Source organism: Microbacterium sp. NPDC078814 (genome assembly GCF_040702645.1).
Taxonomy (GTDB): Bacteria; Actinomycetota; Actinomycetes; order Actinomycetales; family Microbacteriaceae; genus Microbacterium.
Window position 1 is genome coordinate 444,618 of the sequence record NZ_JBFBLT010000002.1, and the last position, 23,266, is coordinate 467,883.

Genomic DNA, 23,266 nt, shown 5'->3' on the forward strand with positions numbered 1-23,266 from the left:
GTCCCACTCCTTCGAACTGAAAGCCGTTCATGCTGCGCATCGCCGTTCCCAACAAGGGCTCGCTCTCCGAGACCGCCGCCGAGATGCTCGCGGAGGCGGGCTACGCCGGCCGCCGCGACCCCAAGACCCTGCATGTCATCGACGCCGAGAACGACGTCGAGTTCTTCTTCCTCCGCCCGCGCGACATCGCCACTTACGTGGCCTCCGGCGCCCTCGACGTCGGCATCACCGGTCGTGATCTCCTCCTCGACGTGCAGCAGCCGGCGCGCGAGATCGAGCAGCTCGGCTTCGGGGCGTCCACGTTCCGCTTCGCGGGTCCTCCCGGACGCTTCACCTCCGTCCAGGATCTCGACGGCGTCCGCGTGGCCTCCGCCTATCCGGATCTGGTCGGCTCCTTCCTCCGCGACCAGGGGGTGAACGCCGAGCTCGTGCAGCTCGACGGTGCCGTGGAGTCCGCCGTGCGCCTCGGTGTCGCCGACGCGGTCGCCGACGTGGTGTCCACCGGCACCACCCTGCGCCAGGCGGGGTTGGAGATCTTCGGCCCCGTGATCCTGGAGTCCGAGGCCGTGCTGATCAGCCGTCCCGGTGAGGCCGACGGCGTGGAGACGCTGCTGCGCCGACTCCGCGGCGTCATGGTCGCGCGGCGCTACGTGCTCCTCGACTACGACCTCCCCACCGAGCTCGTCGATCAGGCCGTGGCCATCGCCCCGGGTCGCGAGTCCGCGACCATCTCGCCGCTCCGCGACCCGGCCTGGGTGGCCGTGCGCGTCATGATCCCGCGTCGCCGGGTCAACCAGGTGATGGACGACCTGTACGCCCTGGGCGCCCGGGCCATCCTCGTCACGGCGATCCACGCGGCGAGGCTCTGATGGCCCTCGCGAGTCGCGTCATCCCGTGCCTCGACGTCGCCGACGGTCGCGTCGTCAAGGGCGTCAACTTCGAGAACCTCCGCGACATGGGCGATCCGGTGGAGCTCGCCCGCCACTACGCCGCCCAGGGTGCCGACGAGATCACGTTCCTGGACGTCACCGCGACGGTGGACGCGCGGGCCACGACCTACGACGTCGTGCAGCGCACCGCGGAGCAGGTCTTCGTGCCGCTGACGGTGGGCGGCGGGGTGCGCAGCGTCGACGACGTCGCGCGACTCCTCGCCGTCGGTGCGGACAAGGTCGGCGTGAACTCCGCGGCGATCGCCCGTCCCGAGCTCATCGGCGAGATCGCGGATCGCTTCGGTGCCCAGGTGCTCGTGCTCTCGCTCGACGTCAAGCGCGCCGACACGACGCGCTCCGGCTTCGTCGTCACCACGCACGGCGGTCGCACGCAGACCACGCTGGACGCGCTCGACTGGGCGCGCGAGGCCGCGGAGCGCGGGGCGGGGGAGCTGCTCGTGAACTCGATCGACGCCGACGGCACTCGCGACGGCTTCGATCTCGAGCTCGTCCGACTCATGCGCGAAGTCGCGCCGATCCCCGTGATCGCCTCCGGCGGTGCGGGACGGGCGACCGACTTCGCTCCGGCCATCAAGGCGGGCGCCGACGCCGTGCTCGCGGCCAGCGTGTTCCACACCGGAGCCCTGACCGTCGGCGACGTGAAGGATGCGCTGCGCGCGGAAGGAGTGCTCGTCCGATGACCGACACGCCGAAGCAGGACGAGGTCTCCGTCGACGACCGCATCGCGCAGGTCGCCTTCAACGCCGACGGGCTCGCCCCGGTCATCGTGCAGCAGTGGGATTCGCGTGAGGTGCTCATGCTCGCGTGGGTGGATGCCGAGGCGCTGCGCCGCACGCTCACCTCCGGTCGTGCGACCTACTGGTCCCGCTCGCGGCAGGAGTACTGGCGCAAGGGCGACACGTCCGGCCACATCCAGGTCGTGCGGGAGGCCAGGCTCGACTGCGACGGGGATGCGCTCCTGCTCCTCGTCGACCAGACCGGCCCCGCGTGCCACACCGGCACGCGGACGTGCTTCGACACGACGGACCTGGGCGCCCTCGACGGGGTGGCCGCCTCGTGAGCATCGCGCAGCGCGGACGCTCCCTCTCCGTGACGGGGTTCCTGCTGGCCGGCGCCATCGGGATCGTTTCCTCCACGCAGACCTGGTTCACGGTGCAGCGCGCGGACGCGGGGGAGGACATCCTCGTCCCCGGAGCCTCCGCCCTCGTGCTCCTCGCCCCGCTGAGCCTCGCGGTCCTGGCGCTCGGTGCCGCCCTCTCGATCGCCGGCCGGGTCGTGCGCGTCGTCTTCGGGGTGCTGGCCGCCGCGGCCGCGCTGTTCCTGGGCTGGTCCACGCTGCAGCTCCTCCTCGGCGACGCGTACGGCGCTGTCGCTGCGACCGTCACCGAGACGACGGGACTCGCCGGGAGCGGAGCCGTCCACGAGGTCGCGGCGAGCATCGTGCCGTCGGCCTGGCCGTTCCTCGCCCTCGTCGGCTGGGCGATCCTGCTCGTCGCCGCCGTCGTCGTGCTGACCACCTGGCGGCGCTGGAAGGCCGGCGGCCGTCGCTATCGCACCGACGCGCCGAGCGACGCGCCGCACGACGGTCCCGTCGACGCGGTCGATTCCTGGGACGAGCTGTCCCGCGGGTCCGACCCGACGCGCTGACCCCGATAGACTGAACCCAGATCCCCACGTCGTCCCCGGAGGAGAACATGACCAACCCGATCGCTGACCCCGGCCACGGACACTCGCCTGCGGCCTGGACCGCCGTCGTGATCATGCTCGTCGGCTTCGCTGCCGCGACCGTCGCGTTCTGCTTCGAGCAGCCGACCCTGGTGTGGATCGCCGCCGCACTGATCCCGATCGGGGCGATCGTCGGCTGGGTGCTCGCGAAGGCGGGATACGGCGTGAAGGGTCCCAAGTACGCTCCGAAGGCGCACTAGTGGTCCTCGCCGACCTGACGGCCGGCGCTGTCGCAGACGCCGAGCGTCGCTCCCAGTCCCGTCCGCTCGCGGTCGTCGAGCGTGACGCCCTCGCGCGCCCCGCGGCGAAGGACGCGCTGTCGTACCTCGCTCCCGCCGACCGGGTGAAGATCATCGCCGAGGTGAAGCGGGCGAGTCCATCCCGCGGTGCCCTCGCGGAGATCCCGGATCCCGCGCACCAGGCCGCGCTCTACGAGACCGGTGGCGCCTCCGCGATCAGCGTCCTCACCGAGGAGCGCCGCTTCGGCGGCAGTCTCGCCGATCTGGAGGCGGTCACTGCCCGGGTCTCGCTGCCCGTGCTCCGGAAGGACTTCATCGCCACCCGGTACCAGGTGCTCGAGGCGCGTGCCGCCGGTGCCGACCTCGTCCTCCTGATCGTGGCGGGCCTGGAGCCGGACGTCCTCCGCGACCTGTACGGGTTCATCCTCGAGCTCGGCATGACGCCGCTCGTCGAGACCCACTCGGCGGAGGAGCTGGAGGCCGCGATCGACCTCGGCGCCGCCCTGATCGGCGTGAACGCCCGCAACCTCAAGACCCTCGAGCTCGACCGCGATCTGTTCGGCCGGCTCGTGGACCGCATCCCCGACTCGGCGATCAAGATCGCGGAGTCCGCGGTGCTCACCCCCGCCGATGTCGCGCACTACCGTTCGGCCGGTGCCGACGTCGTGCTGATCGGCGAGGCCCTGGTGACCGGAGACCCGGTCGCCACTCTCGAGAGCTTCCTGGAGGCGAAGTGAGTCTGCGCGACCAGCACGGTCCGTTCTTCGGCGAGTTCGGCGGACGGTACATGCCGGAGTCCCTGGTCGCCGCGATCGACGAGCTGACGGTCGCCTACGAGGAGGCCATCGCCGACCCGGAGTTCCGTGCCGAGCTCGCCCATCTGCTGTCCTCCTACGCCGGGCGTCCGTCCGCGCTCACCGAGGTGCCCCGGTTCGCTGAGCACGCGGGCGGCGCGCGGGTCTTCCTCAAGCGCGAGGACCTCAACCACACCGGTTCGCACAAGATCAACAACGTGCTGGGCCAGGCTCTGCTCACCAAGCGCCTCGGCAAGACCCGGGTCATCGCCGAGACCGGAGCGGGTCAGCACGGCGTCGCCACGGCGACCGCCGCCGCGCTGTTCGGCCTCGACTGCACCATCTACATGGGCGAGGTCGACACCGAGCGCCAGGCGCTGAACGTCGCCCGCATGCGTCTGCTGGGCGCCGAGGTCGTCGCGGTCACCTCGGGCTCGCGCACGCTGAAGGACGCGATCAACGACGCCTACCGCGACTGGGTGGCCTCGGTCGAGACCACCAACTACATCTTCGGCACCGCCGCCGGCCCGCACCCGTTCCCGGCGATGGTCCGCGACTTCCAGAAGATCATCGGCGAAGAGGCTCGCGCCCAGATCCTCGACGAGGTCGGCCGGCTTCCCGACGCGGTCGTCGCCTGCGTCGGCGGCGGATCCAACGCGATCGGCATGTTCGACGCGTTCCTGGACGACGAGGGCGTGCGCCTGTACGGCGTGGAGGCGGCCGGCGACGGCGTCGACACCGACAAGCACGCCGCCTCGATCGAGCGCGGCCGCCCCGGCGTGCTGCACGGCGCGAAGACGTACGTGCTGCAGGACGAAGACGGCCAGACCGTCGAATCGCACTCGATCTCCGCCGGTCTCGACTACCCGGGCGTGGGCCCCGAGCACTCGTGGCTGGCCGACATCGGCCGCGCCGAGTACATCCCGGCGACGGACGACGAGGCGATGCAGGCGCTGCGGCTGCTGAGCCGGACCGAGGGCATCATCCCCGCGATCGAGTCGGCTCATGCCCTCGCCGGCGCCCTGCGGATCGGCCGCGAGCTCGGCCCGGACGGCCTGATCGCCATCTGCCTCTCCGGCCGCGGGGATAAGGACATGGACACCGCCGCCCGCTACTTCGAGCTCTACGACGAGGACGCCCTCGCGCACGACGTGTCCGAGGAGAGCGCCGCCGAGGACGCGGCCTCGAAGGGAGAGCCGCAGCTGTGAGCCGCGTCGAACAGGCCATTCAGCGCGCGCACGACGCCGGCCGCAGCGCCTTCGTCGGCTACCTGCCCGTCGGCTTCCCCGACCTGGAGACGAGCATCCAGGCCGCGATCGCCCTCGCCGAGAACGGCGTGGACATCATCGAGCTCGGGCCGCCCTACAGCGATCCCGTCATGGACGGCGCCATCATCCAGGAGGCGACGACCAAGGCCCTCGCCGCGGGCTTCCGGATGAAGGACCTCTTCACCGCCATCCGCGCGATCACCGCCGCGACCGACGTCCCCGTCCTCGTGATGACCTACTGGAATCCCGTGCTGCAGCACGGGGTGGACCGGTATGCCGAGGACCTGCTCGCCGCGGGCGGCGCGGGTCTCATCACCCCGGACATCACCCCGGAGGCCGCCGGCGAGTGGATCGCGGCCAGCGAGCGGCTCGGTCTCGACCGGGTCTTCCTCGCAGCTCCGACCTCGTCGGACGAGCGCCTCGACCTCGTCGTGCGGTCCTCGACGGGCTTCGTCTACACCGTCTCGACCATGGGCATCACGGGGGAGCGGGCCGAGCTCGACCGTGCGGCACGCACCCTCGTGTCGCGGCTCCGCGACCACGGTGCCCATCGCGCCTGCGTGGGCATCGGCATCTCGACCCCGGAGCAGATCGCCGGCGTCTCCGAGTACGCCGACGGCGCCATCGTGGGCACCGCCCTCGTCCGCGCCCTCCGCGACGGCGGTGTGCCCGCTCTCGCCGAAGTCACCCGAACCCTGGCCGCCGGCACCGCGTCGGCGCGCTTCGCCTCAGAGAAGTAGGATCGCACTCATGTCCTCCGCGCTCCACAGCACCGCCGCCGGCGTGCTCGCCAGCATCCCGAGCCCGCCCGTGTCGTACGTCGACCTCGGTCCGCTCCGGATCCACTTCTACGCGCTCTGCATCATCGCCGGCATCATCGTCGCCGTCCTGATGACCAATCACCGCCTCACCAAGCGGGGCGCGGAGCCGTGGGTGGTCATCGACATCGCGATCCTCGCGGTGCCGCTCGCGATCATCGGCGCGCGCATCTTCCACGTCCTCACCCACCCGAACTTCTACTTCGGCGAGGGCAAGAACACCTGGAACCCCTTCGAGCCGGGCTCGGTCTGGGCGATCTGGGAGGGTGGCATCGCGATCTTCGGCGCCCTCATCGGCGGCGCCGTCGGCGCCTACCTCGGCTGCCGGTGGACCGGCATCCGCTTCTGGACGTTCGCGGACGCGCTCGCGCCAGGGCTGCTTCTCGCGCAGGCGATGGGACGTTTCGGCAACTGGTTCAACCACGAGCTCTTCGGCCTGCCGACTTCGCTCCCGTGGGGCCTGGAGATCGAGTCCACGAACTCGGCCTTCCCTCCCGGTCTCCCCGAGGGCACCCTCTTCCACCCGACCTTCCTGTACGAGGTCATCTGGAACGGCCTCGGCGTCCTCGTGCTGCTGTGGCTCGGACGCAAGCTGTTCTTCCAGTGGGGGCGCCTCTTCGCGATCTACCTCATCTGGTACAGCGCCGGACGCATCCTGTGGGAGTCGATCCGCATCGACCCGAGCGAGATCGTCCTCGGCCTGCGCAGCAACGTCTGGGCCGCCATCATCGGCGTCGTCCTCGGCCTCGTCATCCTCGTGGTGCAGACGCGCCGTCACCCCGGTCTCGAGCCCTCGCCGTACCAGCCGGGCCGCGGACGGAAGGACGTGGACGCTGATGTACAATCGCAGGACAATCCCTCTGATTTCGTGGACGTGAGCGAGCCTCCGGCCGAAGAAGTCGCCGCCGGAGCCACTGCCACAAGCGCTGCTCCCTCGAGCGGGGACGGCTCCCGATAACGCCGACTCGCGGCGGGAGAACCATTGCACTGAACGAGCGGGCCGACGACGTCCCCGGGTTTCACTGAAGATCTGAGGACGGTAACTGGTGTACTTCCAGCCCCCTTACGGCGCCTCCGGCGCATACCCCCCGAAGCAGGGCATGTACAACCCGGCGTTCGAGAAGGACGCCTGCGGCCTGGCCATGGTCGCAACGCTGCGCGGCGAAGCCGGGCACGACATCATCGCGCTGGCCCTCGAGGCCCTGCGCAACCTGGAGCACCGCGGGGCCATCGGGTCCGACGCGGGCACCGGGGACGGAGCCGGCATCCTCACCCAGATGCCGGACGAATTCCTCCGCGCGGTCACCGGCTTCGAACTGCCGCCCGTGGGGGAGTACGCGGCCGGGCTGGCCTTCCTGCCTCGCGATTCGAGCGAGCGCCGCCAGCAGAAGGCAGGGATCGAGAAGATCGCCCGCGCGGAGGGGCTCCGCGTCCTCGGCTGGCGCGAGGTCCCCACGGCCAACGAGAACCTCGGCAAGCTCGCCGACGAGGCCCGTCCCGCGTTCGAGCAGCTCTTCGTGAGCGCCGGCGGCGCCACTCTCGCCGATGCGCCGCTGACCGGCATCGCGCTCGACCGCGTCGCCTATCGCCTCCGCAAGCGCGCGGGCCACGAGCTCGGCGCCTACTTCGTCTCCCTGTCCAGCCGCACGCTCGGCTACAAGGGCATGGTCACCACGCTCCAGCTCGAGCCGTTCTACCCGGATCTCCAGGACGAGCGCTTCGCCTCCGAGCTCGCCGTCGTGCACTCGCGGTACTCGACGAACACGTTCCCCTCGTGGCCGCTCGCGCAGCCGCTGCGGATGCTGGCCCACAACGGCGAGATCAACACCGTCGGCGGCAACCGCAACTGGATGCGCGCCCGCCAGTCGCAGCTCGAGTCCGAGCTCCTCGGCGACATCTCGCCCCTGCTGCCCATCTGCACCGACGGCGCCAGCGACTCCGCCTCGTTCGACGAGGTGCTGGAGCTGCTCACCCTCACCGGCCGCAGCCTGCCGCACGCGATCATGATGATGGTGCCGGAGGCCTACGAGAAGCAGGCCGACATCTCGCCGGAGCTGCGCGCGTTCTACGAGTACCACTCCAACCAGATGGAGCCGTGGGACGGCCCGGCCGCCCTCATCTTCACCGACGGCACGCTCGTCGGCGCGACCCTGGACCGCAACGGCCTGCGCCCCGGACGCTGGACGGAGACCACCGACGGGCTCGTCGTCATCGGCTCCGAGACCGGCGTCCTGCACTTCGAGCCGGAGCGCATCAAGCGCCGCGGCCGGCTGCAGCCCGGCAAGATGTTCCTCGTCGACACAGCCCAGCGCCGGATCGTCGAGGATGAGGAGATCAAGCACGATCTCGCGACGATGCACCCGTGGCAGGAGTGGCTCGACGCCGGTTCCGTCCGCCTGGCCGACCTCCCCGAGCGCGAGCACATCGTGCACCCGCCGGCCTCGATCACCCGGCGGCAGCGCACCTTCGGGTACACGGAGGAGGAGGTCCGCATCCTCCTCACCCCGATGGGCCAGACGGGTGTCGAGCCGCTGGGCGCCATGGGATCGGACACCCCGATCGCCGTGCTCAGCAAGCGCCCGCGGCTGCTCTTCGACTACTTCACGCAGCAGTTCGCGCAGGTGACCAACCCGCCGCTCGACTCGATCCGCGAAGAGGTTGTCACGAGTCTCAAGCTCGGTCTGGGCCCTGAGGTCAATCTGCTGACCTGGGGTCCGGAGCACACCCGCACGGTGTCGCTCGACTTCCCGGTCATCGACAACGACGAGCTCGCGAAGATCCGGCACATCGACAAGGCCCTGCCCGGGCGTTCGAGCGCCACGATCCGCGGCCTGTACCACTTCGACGCGGGACCCCACACCCTCGCCGAGCGCCTCACCGAGATGTGCGCCGAGGTCGATCGGGCCATCGAGGACGGCGCGGAGTTCATCATCCTGTCCGACCGCGACTCGAACAAGGATCTCGTCCCGATCCCGTCGCTGCTCATGGTGTCGGCGATCCACCACCACCTCATCCGGCGCGAGAACCGGATGAAGGTCGGTCTGATCGTCGAGGCCGGCGACGTTCGCGAGGTGCACCACGTCGCGACGCTTATCGGCTACGGTGCCTCGGCGATCAACCCCTACCTGGCCATGGAGACGGTCGAGCACCTCGTGCGGACCGGCTACATCACGGGCATCTCCCCGGAGAAGGCCGTGAAGAACCTCATCTACGCGCTCGGCAAGGGCGTGCTGAAGATCATGTCGAAGATGGGCATCTCCACGGTGTCGTCCTATGCGGGCGCGCAGGTGTTCGAGGCGGTCGGCCTCAGCCAGGAGTTCATCGACGCCTACTTCACGCGTACCGAGTCGAAGCTGGGCGGCATCGGGATCGAGGAGATCTTCGCCGAGAACCAGGCCCGCCACGACTACGCCTACCCGGAGGATGCCGCGGCCCGTGCTCACGAGCGGCTGTGGACCGGAGGAGAGTACCAGTGGCGACGCGACGGCTCTCCGCACCTCTTCAACCCGGAGACGGTGTTCAAGCTCCAGCACTCCACGCGGACCCGCCGTTACGACATCTTCCGCGAGTACACGAAGCTCGTCGACGACCAGGCGGCTGAGCTGAAGACGCTGCGTGGCCTGTTCTCGCTGCGGACCGGCACGCGCAAGCCCGTGCCGCTGGACGAGGTCGAGCCCGTCTCGGCGATCGTCAAGCGCTTCTCCACGGGGGCGATGAGCTACGGCTCCATCTCCAAGGAGGCGCACGAGACGCTCGCGATCGCGATGAACCGGATCGGCGGCAAGTCGAACACGGGGGAGGGCGGGGAAGACCCCGACCGTCTCGTCGACCCCGAGCGGCGCAGTGCGATCAAGCAGGTGGCCTCGGGTCGATTCGGTGTCACGAGCCTCTACCTCACCGAGGCCGACGACATCCAGATCAAGCTCGCCCAGGGCGCCAAGCCCGGTGAGGGCGGTCAGCTCCCGCCGACCAAGGTGTACCCCTGGGTCGCGCGGACCCGCCACGCCACCGCGGGGGTCGGCCTCATCTCGCCGCCGCCGCATCACGACATCTACTCGATCGAAGACCTCAAGCAGCTCATCTTCGACCTGAAGCGGGCCAACCCCGAGGCGCGCATCCACACGAAGCTCGTCAGCCAGTCCGGCATCGGCGCGGTCTCGGCCGGTGTCGCCAAGGCGCTCAGCGATGTCATCCTCGTGTCCGGTCACGACGGCGGTACGGGCGCGAGCCCGCTGAACTCGCTGAAGCACGCGGGAACGCCGTGGGAGCTCGGCCTCGCGGAGACGCAGCAGACGCTCATGCTCAACGGCATGCGCGATCGCGTCGTCGTGCAGGTCGACGGGCAGCTCAAGACCGGACGGGACGTCATCATCGGCGCCCTGCTCGGTGCCGAGGAGTTCGGCTTCGCCACCGCGCCCCTCGTGGTCAGCGGCTGCATCATGATGCGCGTCTGCCACCTCGACACCTGTCCGGTGGGCGTCGCGACGCAGAACCCCGTCCTGCGCGACCGGTTCACCGGCAAGCCCGAGTTCGTCGTGAACTTCATGGAGTTCATCGCCGAGGAGGTGCGCGAGCTGCTCGCCGAACTCGGCTACCGCTCGATCGACGAGATCGTCGGTCGCACCGAGCTCCTGGAGACCAACGCGGCGATCGCGCACTGGAAGGCCGAGGGACTCGACCTCAGCCCGGTGCTGGAGGGACCGGCGTTCCCCGCGGGCGAGCCGCGTCGCAGCGGCCGCGCCCAGGACCACGAACTCGACAAGCACTTCGACGTGCAGCTCATCGACATCGCGAAGGGAGCGCTGCTGAACGGCGACCCCGTCGTGGTGGAGCTCCCGATCGCCAATACCGAGCGCGCGGTGGGCACGATGCTCGGACACCAGGTGACCTCGCGTCACGGCGCCACCGGTCTGCCGAAGGAGACCATCGACGTCACCCTCACCGGCACGGCGGGGCAGTCGCTCGGGGCGTTCCTTCCGCCGGGCATCATCCTCCGGCTGGAGGGCGACGCGAACGACTACGTCGGCAAGGGACTCTCCGGTGGGGACATCACGATCCGGCCGCCCCGCGGCTCCGCGATCGCCCCGCACGAGAACGTCATCGCGGGCAACGTGATCGGGTACGGCGCCACGTCCGGCACCATGTTCATCTCCGGTGTGGTGGGCGAGCGCTTCCTCGTCCGCAACTCCGGTGCGACCGCGGTGGTCGAGGGCGTGGGCGACCACGCGCTCGAGTACATGACCGGCGGCCTCGCGGTGATCCTCGGATCGACCGGCCGCAACTTCGGCGCCGGCATGTCCGGGGGAGTGGCCTACGTGCACGCTCTGGACACCGCGAAGGTCAACGCGGAGTCGCTCGGCAGCGGCGAGCTGCGGCTCGAGCCGCTGGACCGCGCCGACCTCGAAGTGCTGCGCGGGCTGCTCGTGGAGCATGTGGAGCGCACGGCGTCCCCGCGCGCCGCCGCCCTGCTGGAGGACTTCGACGCCAGCGCGGCGGAGTTCGTGAAGGTGCTCCCGCGCGACTTCGCCGCCGTGCGCAGCATGCGCGAGGAGGCACTGGCCGAGGGGATCGACCCCGACGGCGACATCGTCTGGAACCGCATCCTGGAGGTGACCGGTGGCTGACCCCAAAGGCTTTCTGAAGGTGACCGAGCGGGAACTTCCCGCTCGCCGTCCGGTGCCCGTGCGCATCATGGACTGGAAAGAGGTGTACGAGCCCGGCGACAAGGCGGTGCTCCGTCGCCAGGCCAGTCGCTGCATGGACTGCGGCGTGCCCTTCTGCCACTCCGGCTGCCCCCTGGGCAACCTCATCCCGGAGTGGAACGACCTCACCTGGCGCGGGGAGGGCCGCGCGGCGATCGAGCGGCTGCACGCGACGAACAACTTCCCGGAGTTCACCGGACGGCTCTGCCCGGCCCCGTGCGAGAGCTCGTGCGTCCTCGGCATCAACCAGCCGGCCGTGACCATCAAGCAGATCGAGGTCTCCATCATCGACGAGGCCTTCGCCAAGGGCTGGGTCGAGCCGGAGCCGCCGGAGCGTCTGACGGGCAAGACCGTTGCCGTCGTGGGCTCGGGCCCCGCCGGTCTCGCCGCCGCCCAGCAGCTCACCCGCGCCGGCCACACCGTCGCCGTCTTCGAGCGGGACGACCGCATCGGCGGCCTGCTGCGCTACGGCATCCCGGACTTCAAGATGGAGAAGAGCCAGCTCGAGGCCCGCCTGCGCCAGATGCAGGAGGAGGGCACGCGGTTCCGCGCCGGCGTCGAGATCGGCAAGGACATCTCCTGGGCCGACCTGCGCGCCCGGTACGACGCGGTCGTGATCGCCACCGGCGCCACGGTCCCGCGCGACCTGCCGATCCCCGGTCGCGACCTCGACGGCGTCCACTTCGCGATGGAGTACCTCGTCGAGTCGAACCACGCGGTCGCCGGCGACACCGTCCCGGACCAGATCACCGCCGAGGGCAAGCACGTCATCGTCATCGGCGGCGGCGACACGGGCGCCGACTGCATCGGCACCGCGCACCGCCAGGGCGCGCTCAGCGTCACCAACCTCGCCATCGGCAAGCAGCCGAGCGAGACGCGGCCGGATCACCAGCCGTGGCCGATGATGCCGACGATCTTCGAGGTGGCCTCGGCTCACGAGGAGGGCGGAGAGCGGGTCTTCCTCGCCTCGACCGTGGAGTTCCTGTCGAACGACGTCGGCGAGGTCCGCGCGCTGCGCGTGGCCGAGACCGAGTACATCGACGGCCGCCGCGTGCCCAAGAGCGGCACGGAGCGGGAGATCCCCGCCGATCTCGTGCTCATCGCGATGGGCTTCACCGGGCCGGAGCAGGACGGCTACACCGAGGACACCCGGCCGGAGGTGACCGAGCGCGGCGCCTTCCGTCGCGCCGCGAGCTACGAGTCGTCGATCCCCGGCGTGTTCGTCGCCGGGGACGCGGGGCGCGGGCAGTCGCTCATCGTCTGGGCGATCGCGGAGGGCCGGGCGGCGGCGGCGAACGTCGACCGCTTCCTCATGGGCACCACCGTGCTGCCGGAGCCGGTGCGCCCGAGCGATGTCGCGATCGGCCTCCAGCCCGCGTAGGCTGAGGCCGGCAGTGTCGCCTGTTTGTAATCCCCCACTTCTACCCTGGAGACATGTTGAGACGCGCGAAAATCGTCGCCACCCTGGGCCCCGCCACTTCCACGTATGAGACGGTGCGCGCACTGATCGATGCGGGTGTGGACGTCGCCCGACTGAACCTCAGCCACGGTGACTACTCCGTGCACGAGAACAACTACGCGAACGTGCGCCGTGCGGCGGAGGACTCCGGTCGTGCCGTCGCCATCCTCGTGGACCTCCAGGGTCCGAAGATCCGTCTGGGCCGCTTCGAGGACGGACCCTACGAGCTCGCCAAGGGCGACATCTTCAAGATCACCACCGAGGACATCATCGGCAACAAGGAGATCTGCGGCACGACGTTCAAGGGCCTTCCTCAGGACGTCAAGCCCGGCGACTTCCTGCTGATCGACGACGGCAAGGTGCGCGTCGAGGTCGTCGAGACCGACGGCGTGACCGTCACCACGCGTGTCGTCGTCGCCGGCGCCGTCTCGAACAACAAGGGCATCAACCTGCCCGGCGTCGCCGTCAACGTCCCCGCGCTCAGCGAGAAGGACGAGGAGGACCTCCGCTGGGGCCTCCGGACCGGTGCCGACCTCATCGCGCTGTCGTTCGTGCGCAACGCCTCGGACGTGACCCGCGTGCACGAGATCATGGCGGAGGAGGGCGTCCGCGTCCCGGTCATCGCCAAGATCGAGAAGCCGCAGGCCGTCGACGCGCTCGAAGAGATCGTCGACGCGTTCGACGGCATCATGGTCGCCCGTGGCGACCTCGGCGTGGAGCTGCCCCTCGAAGCCGTCCCGATCGTGCAGAAGCGCGCCGTCGAGCTGGCCCGTCGCAACGCGAAGCCCGTGATCGTGGCGACGCAGATGCTCGAGTCGATGATCAACAGCCCGGTGCCGACCCGTGCCGAGACCTCCGATGTCGCCAACGCCGTCCTCGACGGTGCCGACGCGGTCATGCTCTCCGGCGAGACCAGCGTGGGCGACTACCCGGTCGTCGTCGTCGAGACGATGGCCCGGATCATCGAGTCGACGGAGGAGCACGGTCTGGAGCGCATCCTGCCGCTCACGACGAAGCCCCGCACGCAGGGTGGTGCCATCACGCTCGCGGCCCTCGAGGTCGCGGAGTTCGTGGACGCGAAGTTCCTGTGCGTGTTCACGCAGTCGGGCGACTCGGCGCGCCGCCTGTCCCGTCTGCGCTCCCGCATCCCGATGCTGGCCTTCACGCCGGAGCCCGGCATCCGTCGTCGTATGGCGCTGACCTGGGGTCTCCGATCCACCCTCGTCGACATGGTGCAGCACACCGACCTCATGTACCACCAGGTCGACGAGTACCTCCTCGGGAACGGCCTCGCCGTCGAGGGGGACAAGGTCGTCGTCATCTCCGGGTCCCCTCCCGGGATCATCGGTTCCACGAACGACCTGCGCGTGCACAAGGTCGGCGATGCGCTCCGCGGCGCCGCGCCGATCTACAAGGCCGGCGTCTGACGCAGGGCGTTCCGGGAGGGGCGGGGCTTCGGCCTCGCCCCTCTCTGTCATCTCCGGGCCGGTGCGTCAAGCCTCTCGGCCGTGACGGCGGCCTCGGTTAGCGTGCTGCCATGGTCCTCCGTCGTCTCCTCGTCACCTCCGGGCTGACGTTCCGCATCCTGGAGAGTCCGCGGCCCGCCGGCAGCACCGCCCCGACCGTGGTCCTCGTGCACGGGATCGGGATGTCGCATCGGTACCTGTCGCGGCTGCACGCCGTGCTCGCCGACACCACCAGGGTGGTCTCCGTCGACCTCCCGGGCTTCGGCGGCCTGCCCAAGCCGCGGTTCGACGTCTCCATCCCGCAGATGGCGGCAGGCCTGGCTCAGGTGGTGGCGAGCCTCGACGACGATCGCGTCGTGCTCGTCGGGCACTCGATGGGCGTGCAGTGGGCCGTGGAGACGGCGCTGCGGCATCCCGAGTATGTCCGGACCGTCGTGACGATCGGACCCGTCACCGACGACGCCCACCGGACTCTCGGCGCGCAGGCCCGGGCCCTGGCCGTCGACACCGTCGGCGAGACCCCGGCGATCAACACGGTCGTCTTCACCGACTATCTGCGCTGCGGCGTGCGGTGGTATCTCCGCCAGGTCCGGCACATGCTCGCGTATCCCCTGGAGGAGAGGGTTGCGGCTCTGACCATGCCGGTGCTCGTCGTCCGGGGGAGCGACGATCCGATCGCAGGACGCGCGTGGTGCCGGCGGCTGCGCGACGCGGCGGCCGTCTCGCGATTGGTGGAGATCCCCGGTCACCATCATGTCGCGCAGCAGTCCGCGCCCCGGGCGGTGGCTTCCGCGATCCTGGCCCACACGACGGGAGCACGGCCGACGGCGGTGCCGGCCGCACCCATCCGACGGGGGAGGGCACGATCAGCGTCCTGAGGATCCTGGGCTGGTGGGCCGCGGACTACGCCTACGCGGGGTTCTGGCAGGTCCGCTCGTTCTTCGGCCGTGACCAGGCGGACGACTTCACCACCGGAGACCGCGCCCCGCTCGTGGTGCTCGCCGGTGTCTACGAGACCTGGCGCTTCCTGGAGCCGCTCATCGTCGCGCTGCACGAGCGGGGGCACCCGGTCCATGTCGTGGATGCGCTGCGCCGCAACCAGTTCCCGGTGCAGGATGAGGCCGATCAGGTGGCCGATTACCTGCGAACCCACGACCTCTCCGGCGTGTTCCTCGTCGCCCACAGCAAGGGCGGTCTCGCCGGGAAGCTGGTGATGACCGGCCCGGAGGGTGCGCGGATCCGCGGCATGCTCGCCATCGCGACGCCGTTCGGAGGCTCCCGCTACGCGCGGCTCCTGCCCGGACGGGTGCTGCGGGCCTTCGCGCCCGACGACCCCTCGATCGTCGCGCTGGGGCGGGAGCTCGACGTGAACGCGCGCATCGTCTCGATCTACGCCGCGTTCGATCCGCACATCCCCGAGGGGAGCGAGCTCGCCGGGGCCAAGAACGTCGTCCTGGAGACGGGCGGACACTTCCGCATCCTCGCCCACCCCCGCGTGATGGCCGAACTCGCCGCACTCGCCGAGTGACGGGGCGAGCGGTCCGCGATGCTGGTGCCGGCGGTGGGACTCGAACCCACACGCCCTATCGGACAAAGCATTTTGAGTGCTCCGCGTCTGCCATTCCGCCACGCCGGCCCGTGTCTCGCGACTTCGACTGTAGCGCAGACGACGGACGGTTCCCCGCGCGCCCGCCGTCTTCAGCCGGCGGTGGGGACCTCTCCGTTAGGATGGAGGGGTGACCGAGCAAGAACAGGCTGAGCAGCCCACGGCATCCGCACCCCGACGCGTCGTCGTCGCCGAAGACGAGTCGCTGATCCGTCTCGACATCGTCGAGATCCTCCGCGACAACGGCTTCGATGTCGTCGGCGAGGCCGGCGACGGCGAGACGGCGGTGGCCCTCGCCACCGAGCTGCGTCCCGACCTCGTCATCATGGACGTGAAGATGCCCCAGCTCGACGGCATCAGCGCTGCCGAGAAGCTCCACAAGGGCAACATCGCCCCGGTCGTGCTGCTGACCGCGTTCAGCCAGAAGGAGCTCGTGGAGCGCGCGAGCGAGGCCGGAGCCCTGGCCTACGTCGTGAAGCCCTTCACCCCGAACGATCTCCTCCCCGCGATCGAGATCGCCCTGGCCCGCCACGAGCAGATCATCACCCTCGAGGCTGAGGTCGCCGACATGGTCGAGCGCTTCGAGACCCGCAAGCTCGTCGACCGCGCGAAGGGCCTCCTCAACGAGAAGATGGGCCTGAGCGAGCCCGAGGCGTTCCGCTGGATCCAGAAGGCATCGATGGATCGCCGCCTGACGATGCAGGACGTCGCCAAGGCGATCATCGAGCAGCTCGCTCCCAAGAAGTAAGGCACTCCGGTGCTCCGGCTGGACGCAGAGCACGTTCTGCGGCCGGTCCGCGCCGGCGACGGTGCGGCGCTCGCGCACGCGTATCTCGCGAACAGAGAGCACCTCGCCCCGTGGGAGCCGGAGCGCTCCGAGGCGTTCTTCACCGAGGACTGGCAGGAGCAGAACGCGCAGCAGTGCGTCGCGGAGGCCGCCCTCGGCCGGAGCTCCCGGTTCGTGATCCTCTCGGACGACGGCGAGATCCGCGGCCGGGTCAACCTCAACACCATCGTGCGCGGTGCGTTCTGGAGCGCCGATCTCGGGTACTGGATCGATTCCACCCGGCTGCGCCGCGGGCTCGCCGGGCGCGCGGTCGCCCTCGTGGCGGAGCACGCGCGGGACGAGCTGCGGCTGCACCGCCTCCAGGCGTCGACGCTGCTCCACAACGTCGCCTCGCAGCGGGTCCTCGCCGCCACCGGCTTCGAGCGCATCGGCATCGCCCCGAAGTACCTGCGGATCGCGGGGGAGTGGCAGGACCACATCCTGTTCCAGCTGCTGCTGGAGGAGCCGCTCAGTCCGCGGCGGGAGCGTCCTTGATCATGTTGGTGATGCGGATCGTCGAGCAGCGCCGGCCCTGATCGTCGGTCACGACGATCTCGTGCACCGTGATGCTGCGCCCCAGGTGCACGGGCGTGCAGACTCCGGTGACCACGCCCGAGGTGGCCGACCGGGTGTGCGTGGCGTTGATGTCGACGCCGACAGCGAGGCGGCCGGCGCCCGCGTGCAGGTTGGCCGCCATGGAGCCGAGCGATTCGCCGAGCACGACGTAGGCGCCGCCGTGCATGAGACCGACCGGCTGGGTGTTGCCCTCCACCGGCATCGTCGCCACACAGCGGTCGATGCCGAACTCGACGAACTCCATGCCCATCTTCTCGGCCAGCGCTCCCATGCCGCGGGCGGCCGCCCACTCGAGTCCCTCGCTGGTGGCGACCTCGCTCATGCATCCTCCTCTGCGGGTGTCCGTGCTCCTCGTTAGGCTGACAGGGTGACGGACTCCGCAAAGCCTACCCTCATGGTCGTCGACGGCCACTCGCTCGCCTACCGGGCCTTCTTCGCCCTCCCGGTCGACAACTTCACCACCAAGGACAACCAGCACACGAACGCCATCTACGGCTTCCTGTCCATGCTGGTCAACCTGATCAAGGCCGAGCAGCCCACGCATCTCGCGATCGCCTTCGACACCTCCCGCCACTCGTTCCGCACCGACGAGTACCCGGAGTACAAGGCCACCCGGTCCGAGACGCCACAGGAGTTCAAGGGCCAGATCCCGCTGCTGCAGGACTGCCTCGCGGCGATGTCGATCCCGGTGCTGACGCAGGAGGGCATCGAGGCCGACGACATCCTCGCCACCCTCTCCACGCAGGGGGCGGCCCAGGGCTACGACGTGCTCGTGGTCTCGGGAGACCGCGACACCATCCAGCTCGTCACCGACGACGTCACGCTGCTGTATCCGTCCGTCCAGGGGGTCTCACAGCTCAAGCGCTACGACCCGGCGACCGTGCAGGAGCGCTACGGCGTCCGTCCCGAGCAGTACCCCGACATCGCCGCCCTCGTGGGTGAGACCAGCGACAACCTCCCCGGCGTGCCGAAGGTGGGGGAGAAGACGGCCGTCAAGTGGCTCACGCAGTTCGGCTCCCTCGACGAGCTGCTCGAGCGTGCCGGTGAGATCAAGGGCGTGGTCGGCGGCAACCTCCGCGACCACATCGAAGACGTCCGCCGCAACCGCAAGCTCAACCGCCTGCTGACCGACGTGGAGCTGCCGGTCGCCCCGGCCGACCTCGCCGTCGCCCCGATCGACGCCGAGGCCGTCCGCGACATCTTCGCCCGGCTGGAGTTCCGCACGCTGCTGCCCCGGGTCTTCGAGGCCGTCGGAGCGGGCGAGGTCGCCGACGACCCGGCCTCCGTCGTCGAGATGCCCACGCCGGCACAGGTGTCCGCCCCGGATCTGGCCGCCTGGGCCGCGGCGCAGGACGGAGACGTCGCTCTCCGGGTCGTGGTGCAGTCGGGCGCACCTGTGCGCGTCGGCGTCGCCACCGGGAGCGAGCTGCGCGAGCTCGACTGGTCGGAGGAGGCGTCCGCGGCGCTGCGCCCGTGGCTGGAGTCCGACGCGCCGAAGGTGCTGCACGATGCCAAGCCGCAGGTGAAGGCGTTGCTCCGTCAGGGCATCCGTCTGGACGGGCTCGCCTACGACACGAGCCTCGCGGGCTGGCTGCTGCGCCCCAGCTTCCCCGACAAGACGCTGTCCGACCTCGTGCAGCGCTACCTGGGGGAGAAGCTCCCCGAGGCCGATCCGTCGCAGCTCGTGCCGGAGACCGAGGGCGCCACCCCCTCACAGGAGGCATGGTTCATCCTCCGGGTGGCCGAGGCGCTGCGGAACGATCTGCCGGAGCCGGTCGACGCCGTGCTCCGCGACATCGAGCTGCCGACGCTCCGCACGCTCGCCGACATGGAGCTCGCCGGTGTCGCCGTGTCGCACGAGGTGCTGTCGACGTTCTCGGCCGAACTCGCGACGCGGGCGGACGCCCTGGCCCAGGAAGCTTTCTCGGTCGTCGGTCGCGAGTTCAATCTCGGGTCGCCGAAGCAGCTCCAGGAGGTGCTGTTCGAAGACCTGCAGCTCCCGAAGACGCGCAAGACGAAGACCGGGTACTCGACCGATGCCGCGGTGCTCGCCGACCTGCAGGAGTCGCACCCGCACCCGTTCCTCAGCCTGCTGCTGCAGCACCGCGAGGCGACGAAGCTGCGGCAGATCATCGAGTCCCTCGACACTGCCATCCGCGAGGACCACCGGGTCCACACGACCTATGTGCAGACGGGCAGCCAGACCGGGCGCCTGTCCAGCACCGATCCGAACCTGCAGAACATCCCCGTCCGCACCGAGGAGTCGCGGCGCATCCGCAGCGCCTTCGAGGTCGGCGAGGGGTACGAGACCCTGCTCACCGCCGACTACTCGCAGATCGAGATGCGGATCATGGCGCACCTCTCGGGCGACGAGGGGCTGATCGAGGCGTTCAACAGTGGTGAAGACCTCCACCGCTTCGTCGGCGCCCGCGTGTTCGGCGTCGATCCGTCCGAGGTCACGCCGGCGATGCGCACCAAGGTGAAGGCGATGTCGTACGGACTCGTCTACGGCCTCTCCGCATTCGGGCTCTCGAAGCAGCTGCGCATCGAGCAGTCCGAGGCCAAGCAGCTCATGGTCGAGTACTTCGCACGGTTCGGCGCGGTCCGCGACTACCTGCGGGCCTCGGTGATGAAGGCCAAGGAGGTCGGCTACACCGAGACGATCTTCGGGCGTCGGCGGCCGTTCCCCGATCTCGCGAGCCCCAACCGGGTGCTGCGGGAGAACGCCGAGCGGGCGGCGCTCAACGCCCCGATCCAGGGCAGCGCGGCCGACATCATGAAGATCGCGCTGTTCCACATCCACGACGACCTCCACGCCGCCAAGCTCGAGTCGCGCGTGCTGCTGCAGATCCACGACGAACTCGTCGTCGAGGTCGCAGCAGGGGAATGGGATGCGGTGGAGCAGATCGTCCGCACACGGATGGGGGATGCCGCGCAGCTCTCCGTGCCGCTCGACGTGCAGGTGGGCCGCGGTCGGGACTGGAACGAAGCCGCGCACTGATCCCGGTGGCGGACGGGGGCGGGGATTAGGCTGGAAGGTATGACTTCAGCACCCCGCACCCCCTCCGCCATCGACAAGGTCGCCGATGAATGGGTCGACACGATCGCCGTTCTGGCGCCGACTCTCGGCACCTACATCGGCCGGTCCGAGGTCAACGACCGGTTCGGCGATCTGAGCCCGGAAGGTCATGAGGAGATCGCCGCGGCGACGCGGGCCACGCTCGACACGCTCTCCGCGCTGGAGCCCGTCGATGCGATCGACGAGGTGACCAAGACCGACCTCAGTGCGGAGCTGCGCCTCGACCTGGAGCTGCACGAGGCGAAGTGGCACCTGCGAGATCTGAACGTCATCGCCTCCGCCGCGCAGGACGTCCGCTCCGCCTTCGACCTGATGCCCACCGCGACGGTCGAGGACTGGGAAGTCATCTCCACCCGGCTCTCCGCGGTTCCCGCGGCGCTGCGCGGATACGTCGAGACGCTGCGCCTGGGCATCGCCGAGGGTGTGACGCCCGCACGACGCCAGGTCGCGGAGGTCGCGACGCAGATCGACCGCTACATCGCCGACGACGGCTTCTTCGCGGCCTTCGTCGCGCACGCCGATCCCGAGGAAGGCCAGCTTCCCGCCTCTCTCGCCCGCACCCTCGCGGACAACTCCGCGGCTGCGCGGGTCGCGTACGGGGAGCTGCGGCGCTTCCTCGCCGAGGAGCTCGCGCCCGAGGCCGGTGAGACGGACGCCGTGGGGCGCGACCTCTACGCCCTCAACTCCCGTCGATTCCTCGGCGCCACCATCGACCTCGACGAGACCTACGAGTGGGGTCGCGAAGAGCTCGCTCGCATGGTGGCCGAGCAGACGGCGATCGCGAACGAGATCCTCCCCGGCGCCTCCGTGGAGGAGGCCGTCGCGCATCTGGAATCGGACCCCGCCCGCAAGCTCGTCGGCACCGAGGCGCTCCAGCGGTGGATGCAGGAGACCAGCGACCGCGCGGTCGCCGAGCTCGGCGCCTCGCACTTCGACATCCCGGAGGCCATCCGCACCCTGGAGTGCATGATCGCGCCGACGCAGGAGGGCGGGATCTACTACACCGGCCCCACCGACGACTTCTCGCGCCCCGGCCGCATGTGGTGGTCGGTCCCGGAGGGCGTCACCGAGTTCGACACGTGGCGCGAGCTCACCACCGTGTACCACGAGGGTGTGCCGGGGCATCACCTGCAGATCGCCCAGGCCGTGTACAACCGCGCCGAGCTCAACTCGTGGCGACGGCTGCTGGCCGGCACCTCCGGTCACGCGGAGGGCTGGGCGCTGTATGCGGAGCGACTGATGGAGCAGCTCGGTTACCTGGACGACCCGGCGGATCGCCTCGGCATGCTGGACGGGCAGCGGATGCGGGCGGCGCGCGTGGTCCTCGACATCGGCGTGCACCTCGGCAAGCCCCGTCTCGACGGTGACGGCGTCTGGGATGCCGACTACGCGCTCGATTTCCTCCGTCGCAACGTCAACATGTCGGACCAGTTCGTGCAGTTCGAGGTCAACCGGTACCTCGGCTGGCCGGGTCAGGCGCCGTCGTACAAGGTCGGTCAGCGCATCTGGGAGCAGGTCCGCGACGCCGTCCAGCAGGCGGAGGGCGACGCGTTCAGCTTCAAGGGCTTCCACAAGCGCGCCCTGGATCTGGGCGGCGTCGGGCTGGACACCCTGCGGAGCGCTCTGCTGCCTCGGTGATGGGAATGCCCGCCTCCCGCCGCGCGTTCCATTCACCTGAATAGGAAGGTGTGACATGGACATCGAGTTCGGGCTGGACACGTTCGGCGACATCACCCGGGATCGGGACGGCGAGCTGCTCAGCGGCGCGCAGACCATCCGGAACGTCGTCGCCCAGGCGAAGCTGGCCGATACGGTCGGCGTGGACTTCTTCGGCGTGGGGGAGCACCATCGTCGCGAGTTCGCGGTCTCATCTCCGGAGATCGTGCTCGCGGCGATCGCCGCCCGTACCGAACGGATCCGGCTGGGAACCGCCGTGACCGTGCTGTCCTCGGACGACCCGGTGCGCGTGTTCGAGCGCTTCTCGACTCTCGACGCCCTGTCCGGAGGGCGGGCGGAGGTCGTGCTCGGGCGCGGTTCGTTCATCGAGTCCTTCCCGCTGTTCGGCTACGACCTGCGCGATTACGACCGGCTCTTCGAGGAGAAGCTGGAGCTGTTCGTCGAGCTCCTCAAGGAGGAGCCCGTGACGTGGTCCGGGTCGCTGCGGCCGTCGCTCGACAACGCGGACGTCTTCCCGAAGACCGAGAAGGGTCTGCGCACGTGGGTCGGCGTGGGCGGTAGCCCCGAGTCCGTCGTGCGTGTCGCGCGTCACGGTCTCGGTCTCATGCTGGCGATCATCGGCGGCCCGGCCGGGCGATTCAAGCCGTTCGTCGACCTGTACCACCGCTCGGTCGCCTCCTTCGGGACGACCCCTCACCCGGTGGCCGTGCACTCGCCGGGACACATTGCGCCCACCGACGCGGAGGCATGGGACGAGGCCTACCCGGGCTTCGAGGCGATGAACAACACCATCGGTCGCGAGCGCGGCTGGCCGCCCTACAGCCGCGCGCGTTTCCAGAACGACATCGGTCCCGAGGGCTCCCTCTATGCTGGCTCGCCGGAGCGCGTCGCCGCGAAGATCGCCGACACGATCACGACCCTCGGGCTCGGCCGCTTCGACCTCAAGTACGCGACGGGAACCCTCTCGCACGAGTCGATGATGCGCAGCATCGAGCTGTACGGCACCGAGGTGATCCCTCGGGTGCGGAAGCTCCTCGCCGACCGGAACTGAGCGGGCGTCATCTCGCGGCTCGGCGGGACG

General features: G+C 69.9%; 20 protein-coding genes and 1 tRNA gene. 19 read left to right on the forward strand and 2 right to left on the reverse strand.

Translation table 11 applies throughout. The annotated features are described in order from the left end of the window. Positions 1-29 precede the first annotated feature (29 nt). The 14 genes from hisG to AB0300_RS05490 all read left to right on the forward strand — a co-directional run bounded on the left by hisG (position 30) and on the right by AB0300_RS05490 (position 15,949). A complete protein-coding gene (gene hisG / locus AB0300_RS05425) occupies positions 30-869 on the forward strand; it encodes an ATP phosphoribosyltransferase (protein ID WP_366215591.1) in 840 nt (279 codons plus the stop codon). Then, entirely contained in the window at positions 869-1,630 is a 762-nt protein-coding gene (gene hisF / locus AB0300_RS05430; protein ID WP_025103482.1) for an imidazole glycerol phosphate synthase subunit HisF, read from the forward strand. The genes hisG and hisF overlap by 1 nt, the downstream gene beginning before the upstream one ends. Continuing rightward, positions 1,627-2,010 carry a phosphoribosyl-AMP cyclohydrolase gene (gene hisI, locus AB0300_RS05435; RefSeq protein WP_025103481.1) on the forward strand — a complete coding sequence of 128 codons (384 nt, stop codon included), beginning with the start codon at positions 1,627-1,629 and terminating at the stop codon, positions 2,008-2,010. The genes hisF and hisI overlap by 4 nt, the downstream gene beginning before the upstream one ends. After that, positions 2,007-2,597: a Trp biosynthesis-associated membrane protein gene (locus AB0300_RS05440; RefSeq protein WP_126893176.1), complete on the forward strand. Its 591-nt coding sequence runs from the start codon at positions 2,007-2,009 to the stop codon at positions 2,595-2,597. The genes hisI and AB0300_RS05440 overlap by 4 nt, the downstream gene beginning before the upstream one ends. A gap of 47 nt (positions 2,598-2,644) precedes the next feature. Next, on the forward strand, positions 2,645-2,875 hold the full coding sequence (locus AB0300_RS05445) for an HGxxPAAW family protein (protein WP_025103479.1): 231 nt from the start codon (positions 2,645-2,647) through the stop codon (positions 2,873-2,875). Next, a complete protein-coding gene (gene trpC / locus AB0300_RS05450) occupies positions 2,875-3,651 on the forward strand; it encodes an indole-3-glycerol phosphate synthase TrpC (protein ID WP_025103478.1) in 777 nt (258 codons plus the stop codon). The genes AB0300_RS05445 and trpC overlap by 1 nt, the downstream gene beginning before the upstream one ends. After that, positions 3,648-4,916, forward strand: coding sequence for a tryptophan synthase subunit beta (gene trpB / locus AB0300_RS05455; protein WP_025103477.1), 1,269 nt, complete (start codon positions 3,648-3,650; stop codon positions 4,914-4,916). The genes trpC and trpB overlap by 4 nt, the downstream gene beginning before the upstream one ends. Continuing rightward, positions 4,913-5,716, forward strand: a complete 804-nt coding sequence (gene trpA / locus AB0300_RS05460; protein WP_366215592.1) for a tryptophan synthase subunit alpha — start codon at positions 4,913-4,915, stop codon at positions 5,714-5,716. The genes trpB and trpA overlap by 4 nt, the downstream gene beginning before the upstream one ends. Before the next feature lie 10 nt (positions 5,717-5,726). After that, complete coding sequence (gene lgt, locus AB0300_RS05465) at positions 5,727-6,752, forward strand: prolipoprotein diacylglyceryl transferase (RefSeq protein WP_366215593.1); 1,026 nt, start codon at positions 5,727-5,729, stop codon at positions 6,750-6,752. Between the two features lie 142 nt (positions 6,753-6,894). Beyond that, complete coding sequence (gene gltB / locus AB0300_RS05470) at positions 6,895-11,418, forward strand: glutamate synthase large subunit (RefSeq protein WP_366215660.1); 4,524 nt, start codon at positions 6,895-6,897, stop codon at positions 11,416-11,418. Continuing rightward, positions 11,411-12,877 carry a glutamate synthase subunit beta gene (locus AB0300_RS05475; RefSeq protein ID WP_025103473.1) on the forward strand — a complete coding sequence of 489 codons (1,467 nt, stop codon included), beginning with the start codon at positions 11,411-11,413 and terminating at the stop codon, positions 12,875-12,877. The genes gltB and AB0300_RS05475 overlap by 8 nt, the downstream gene beginning before the upstream one ends. Before the next feature lie 56 nt (positions 12,878-12,933). After that, positions 12,934-14,382 (forward strand): pyruvate kinase, encoded by a 1,449-nt coding sequence (pyk, locus tag AB0300_RS05480; RefSeq protein ID WP_025103472.1) that lies wholly within the window; start codon positions 12,934-12,936, stop codon positions 14,380-14,382. 110 nt (positions 14,383-14,492) lie between these two features. Next, positions 14,493-15,299 carry an alpha/beta hydrolase gene (locus AB0300_RS05485; RefSeq protein ID WP_366215594.1) on the forward strand — a complete coding sequence of 269 codons (807 nt, stop codon included), beginning with the start codon at positions 14,493-14,495 and terminating at the stop codon, positions 15,297-15,299. A gap of 113 nt (positions 15,300-15,412) precedes the next feature. Beyond that, positions 15,413-15,949: an alpha/beta hydrolase gene (locus AB0300_RS05490; protein WP_366215595.1), complete on the forward strand. Its 537-nt coding sequence runs from the start codon at positions 15,413-15,415 to the stop codon at positions 15,947-15,949. A gap of 22 nt (positions 15,950-15,971) precedes the next feature. Here the strand turns inward: AB0300_RS05490 and AB0300_RS05495 are convergent. After that, positions 15,972-16,057 (reverse strand) — tRNA-Leu (locus AB0300_RS05495). A gap of 100 nt (positions 16,058-16,157) precedes the next feature. Between AB0300_RS05495 and AB0300_RS05500 the strand changes: the two genes are divergently transcribed. Both AB0300_RS05500 and AB0300_RS05505 read left to right on the forward strand, forming a co-directional pair. Next, complete coding sequence (locus AB0300_RS05500; protein WP_025103469.1) at positions 16,158-16,775, forward strand: response regulator; 618 nt, start codon at positions 16,158-16,160, stop codon at positions 16,773-16,775. 9 nt (positions 16,776-16,784) lie between these two features. Beyond that, a complete protein-coding gene (locus AB0300_RS05505) occupies positions 16,785-17,348 on the forward strand; it encodes a GNAT family protein (RefSeq protein ID WP_126893180.1) in 564 nt (187 codons plus the stop codon). On the opposite strand, the gene AB0300_RS05510 is transcribed toward AB0300_RS05505, so the two are convergent. After that, complete coding sequence (locus AB0300_RS05510) at positions 17,323-17,751, reverse strand: hotdog fold thioesterase (protein ID WP_025103467.1); 429 nt, start codon at positions 17,749-17,751, stop codon at positions 17,323-17,325. The genes AB0300_RS05505 and AB0300_RS05510 overlap by 26 nt on opposite strands. A gap of 45 nt (positions 17,752-17,796) precedes the next feature. Here AB0300_RS05510 and polA point away from each other — a divergent pair, with 45 nt between their 5' ends. Genes polA through AB0300_RS05525 form a run of 3 tightly spaced genes read left to right on the forward strand, consistent with a single transcriptional unit; the run spans position 17,797 to position 23,236 of the window. Then, a complete protein-coding gene (polA, locus tag AB0300_RS05515; RefSeq protein WP_366215596.1) occupies positions 17,797-20,430 on the forward strand; it encodes a DNA polymerase I in 2,634 nt (877 codons plus the stop codon). Positions 20,431-20,469: 39 nt separating this feature from the next. Then, a complete protein-coding gene (locus tag AB0300_RS05520) occupies positions 20,470-22,146 on the forward strand; it encodes a DUF885 domain-containing protein (protein WP_085607518.1) in 1,677 nt (558 codons plus the stop codon). Between the two features lie 55 nt (positions 22,147-22,201). Further along, positions 22,202-23,236 carry an LLM class flavin-dependent oxidoreductase gene (locus AB0300_RS05525; RefSeq protein WP_366215597.1) on the forward strand — a complete coding sequence of 345 codons (1,035 nt, stop codon included), beginning with the start codon at positions 22,202-22,204 and terminating at the stop codon, positions 23,234-23,236. Positions 23,237-23,266 lie beyond the last annotated feature (30 nt).

Bases quoted from the DNA above. Each gene is read 5' to 3' on its own strand.
- hisI (WP_025103481.1), top strand. From the start codon at position 1,627: ATGACCGACACGCCGAAGCAGGACGAGGTCTCCGTCGACGACCGCATC.
- AB0300_RS05520 (WP_085607518.1), top strand. From the start codon at position 20,470: ATGACTTCAGCACCCCGCACCCCCTCCGCCATCGACAAGGTCGCCGAT.
- AB0300_RS05525 (WP_366215597.1), top strand. From the start codon at position 22,202: ATGGACATCGAGTTCGGGCTGGACACGTTCGGCGACATCACCCGGGAT.
- lgt (WP_366215593.1), top strand. From the start codon at position 5,727: ATGTCCTCCGCGCTCCACAGCACCGCCGCCGGCGTGCTCGCCAGCATC.
- hisG (WP_366215591.1), top strand. From the start codon at position 30: ATGCTGCGCATCGCCGTTCCCAACAAGGGCTCGCTCTCCGAGACCGCC.
- gltB (WP_366215660.1), top strand. From the start codon at position 6,895: ATGTACAACCCGGCGTTCGAGAAGGACGCCTGCGGCCTGGCCATGGTC.
- AB0300_RS05445 (WP_025103479.1), top strand. From the start codon at position 2,645: ATGACCAACCCGATCGCTGACCCCGGCCACGGACACTCGCCTGCGGCC.
- hisF (WP_025103482.1), top strand. From the start codon at position 869: ATGGCCCTCGCGAGTCGCGTCATCCCGTGCCTCGACGTCGCCGACGGT.
- AB0300_RS05510 (WP_025103467.1), bottom strand. From the start codon at position 17,751: ATGAGCGAGGTCGCCACCAGCGAGGGACTCGAGTGGGCGGCCGCCCGC.
- AB0300_RS05485 (WP_366215594.1), top strand. From the start codon at position 14,493: ATGGTCCTCCGTCGTCTCCTCGTCACCTCCGGGCTGACGTTCCGCATC.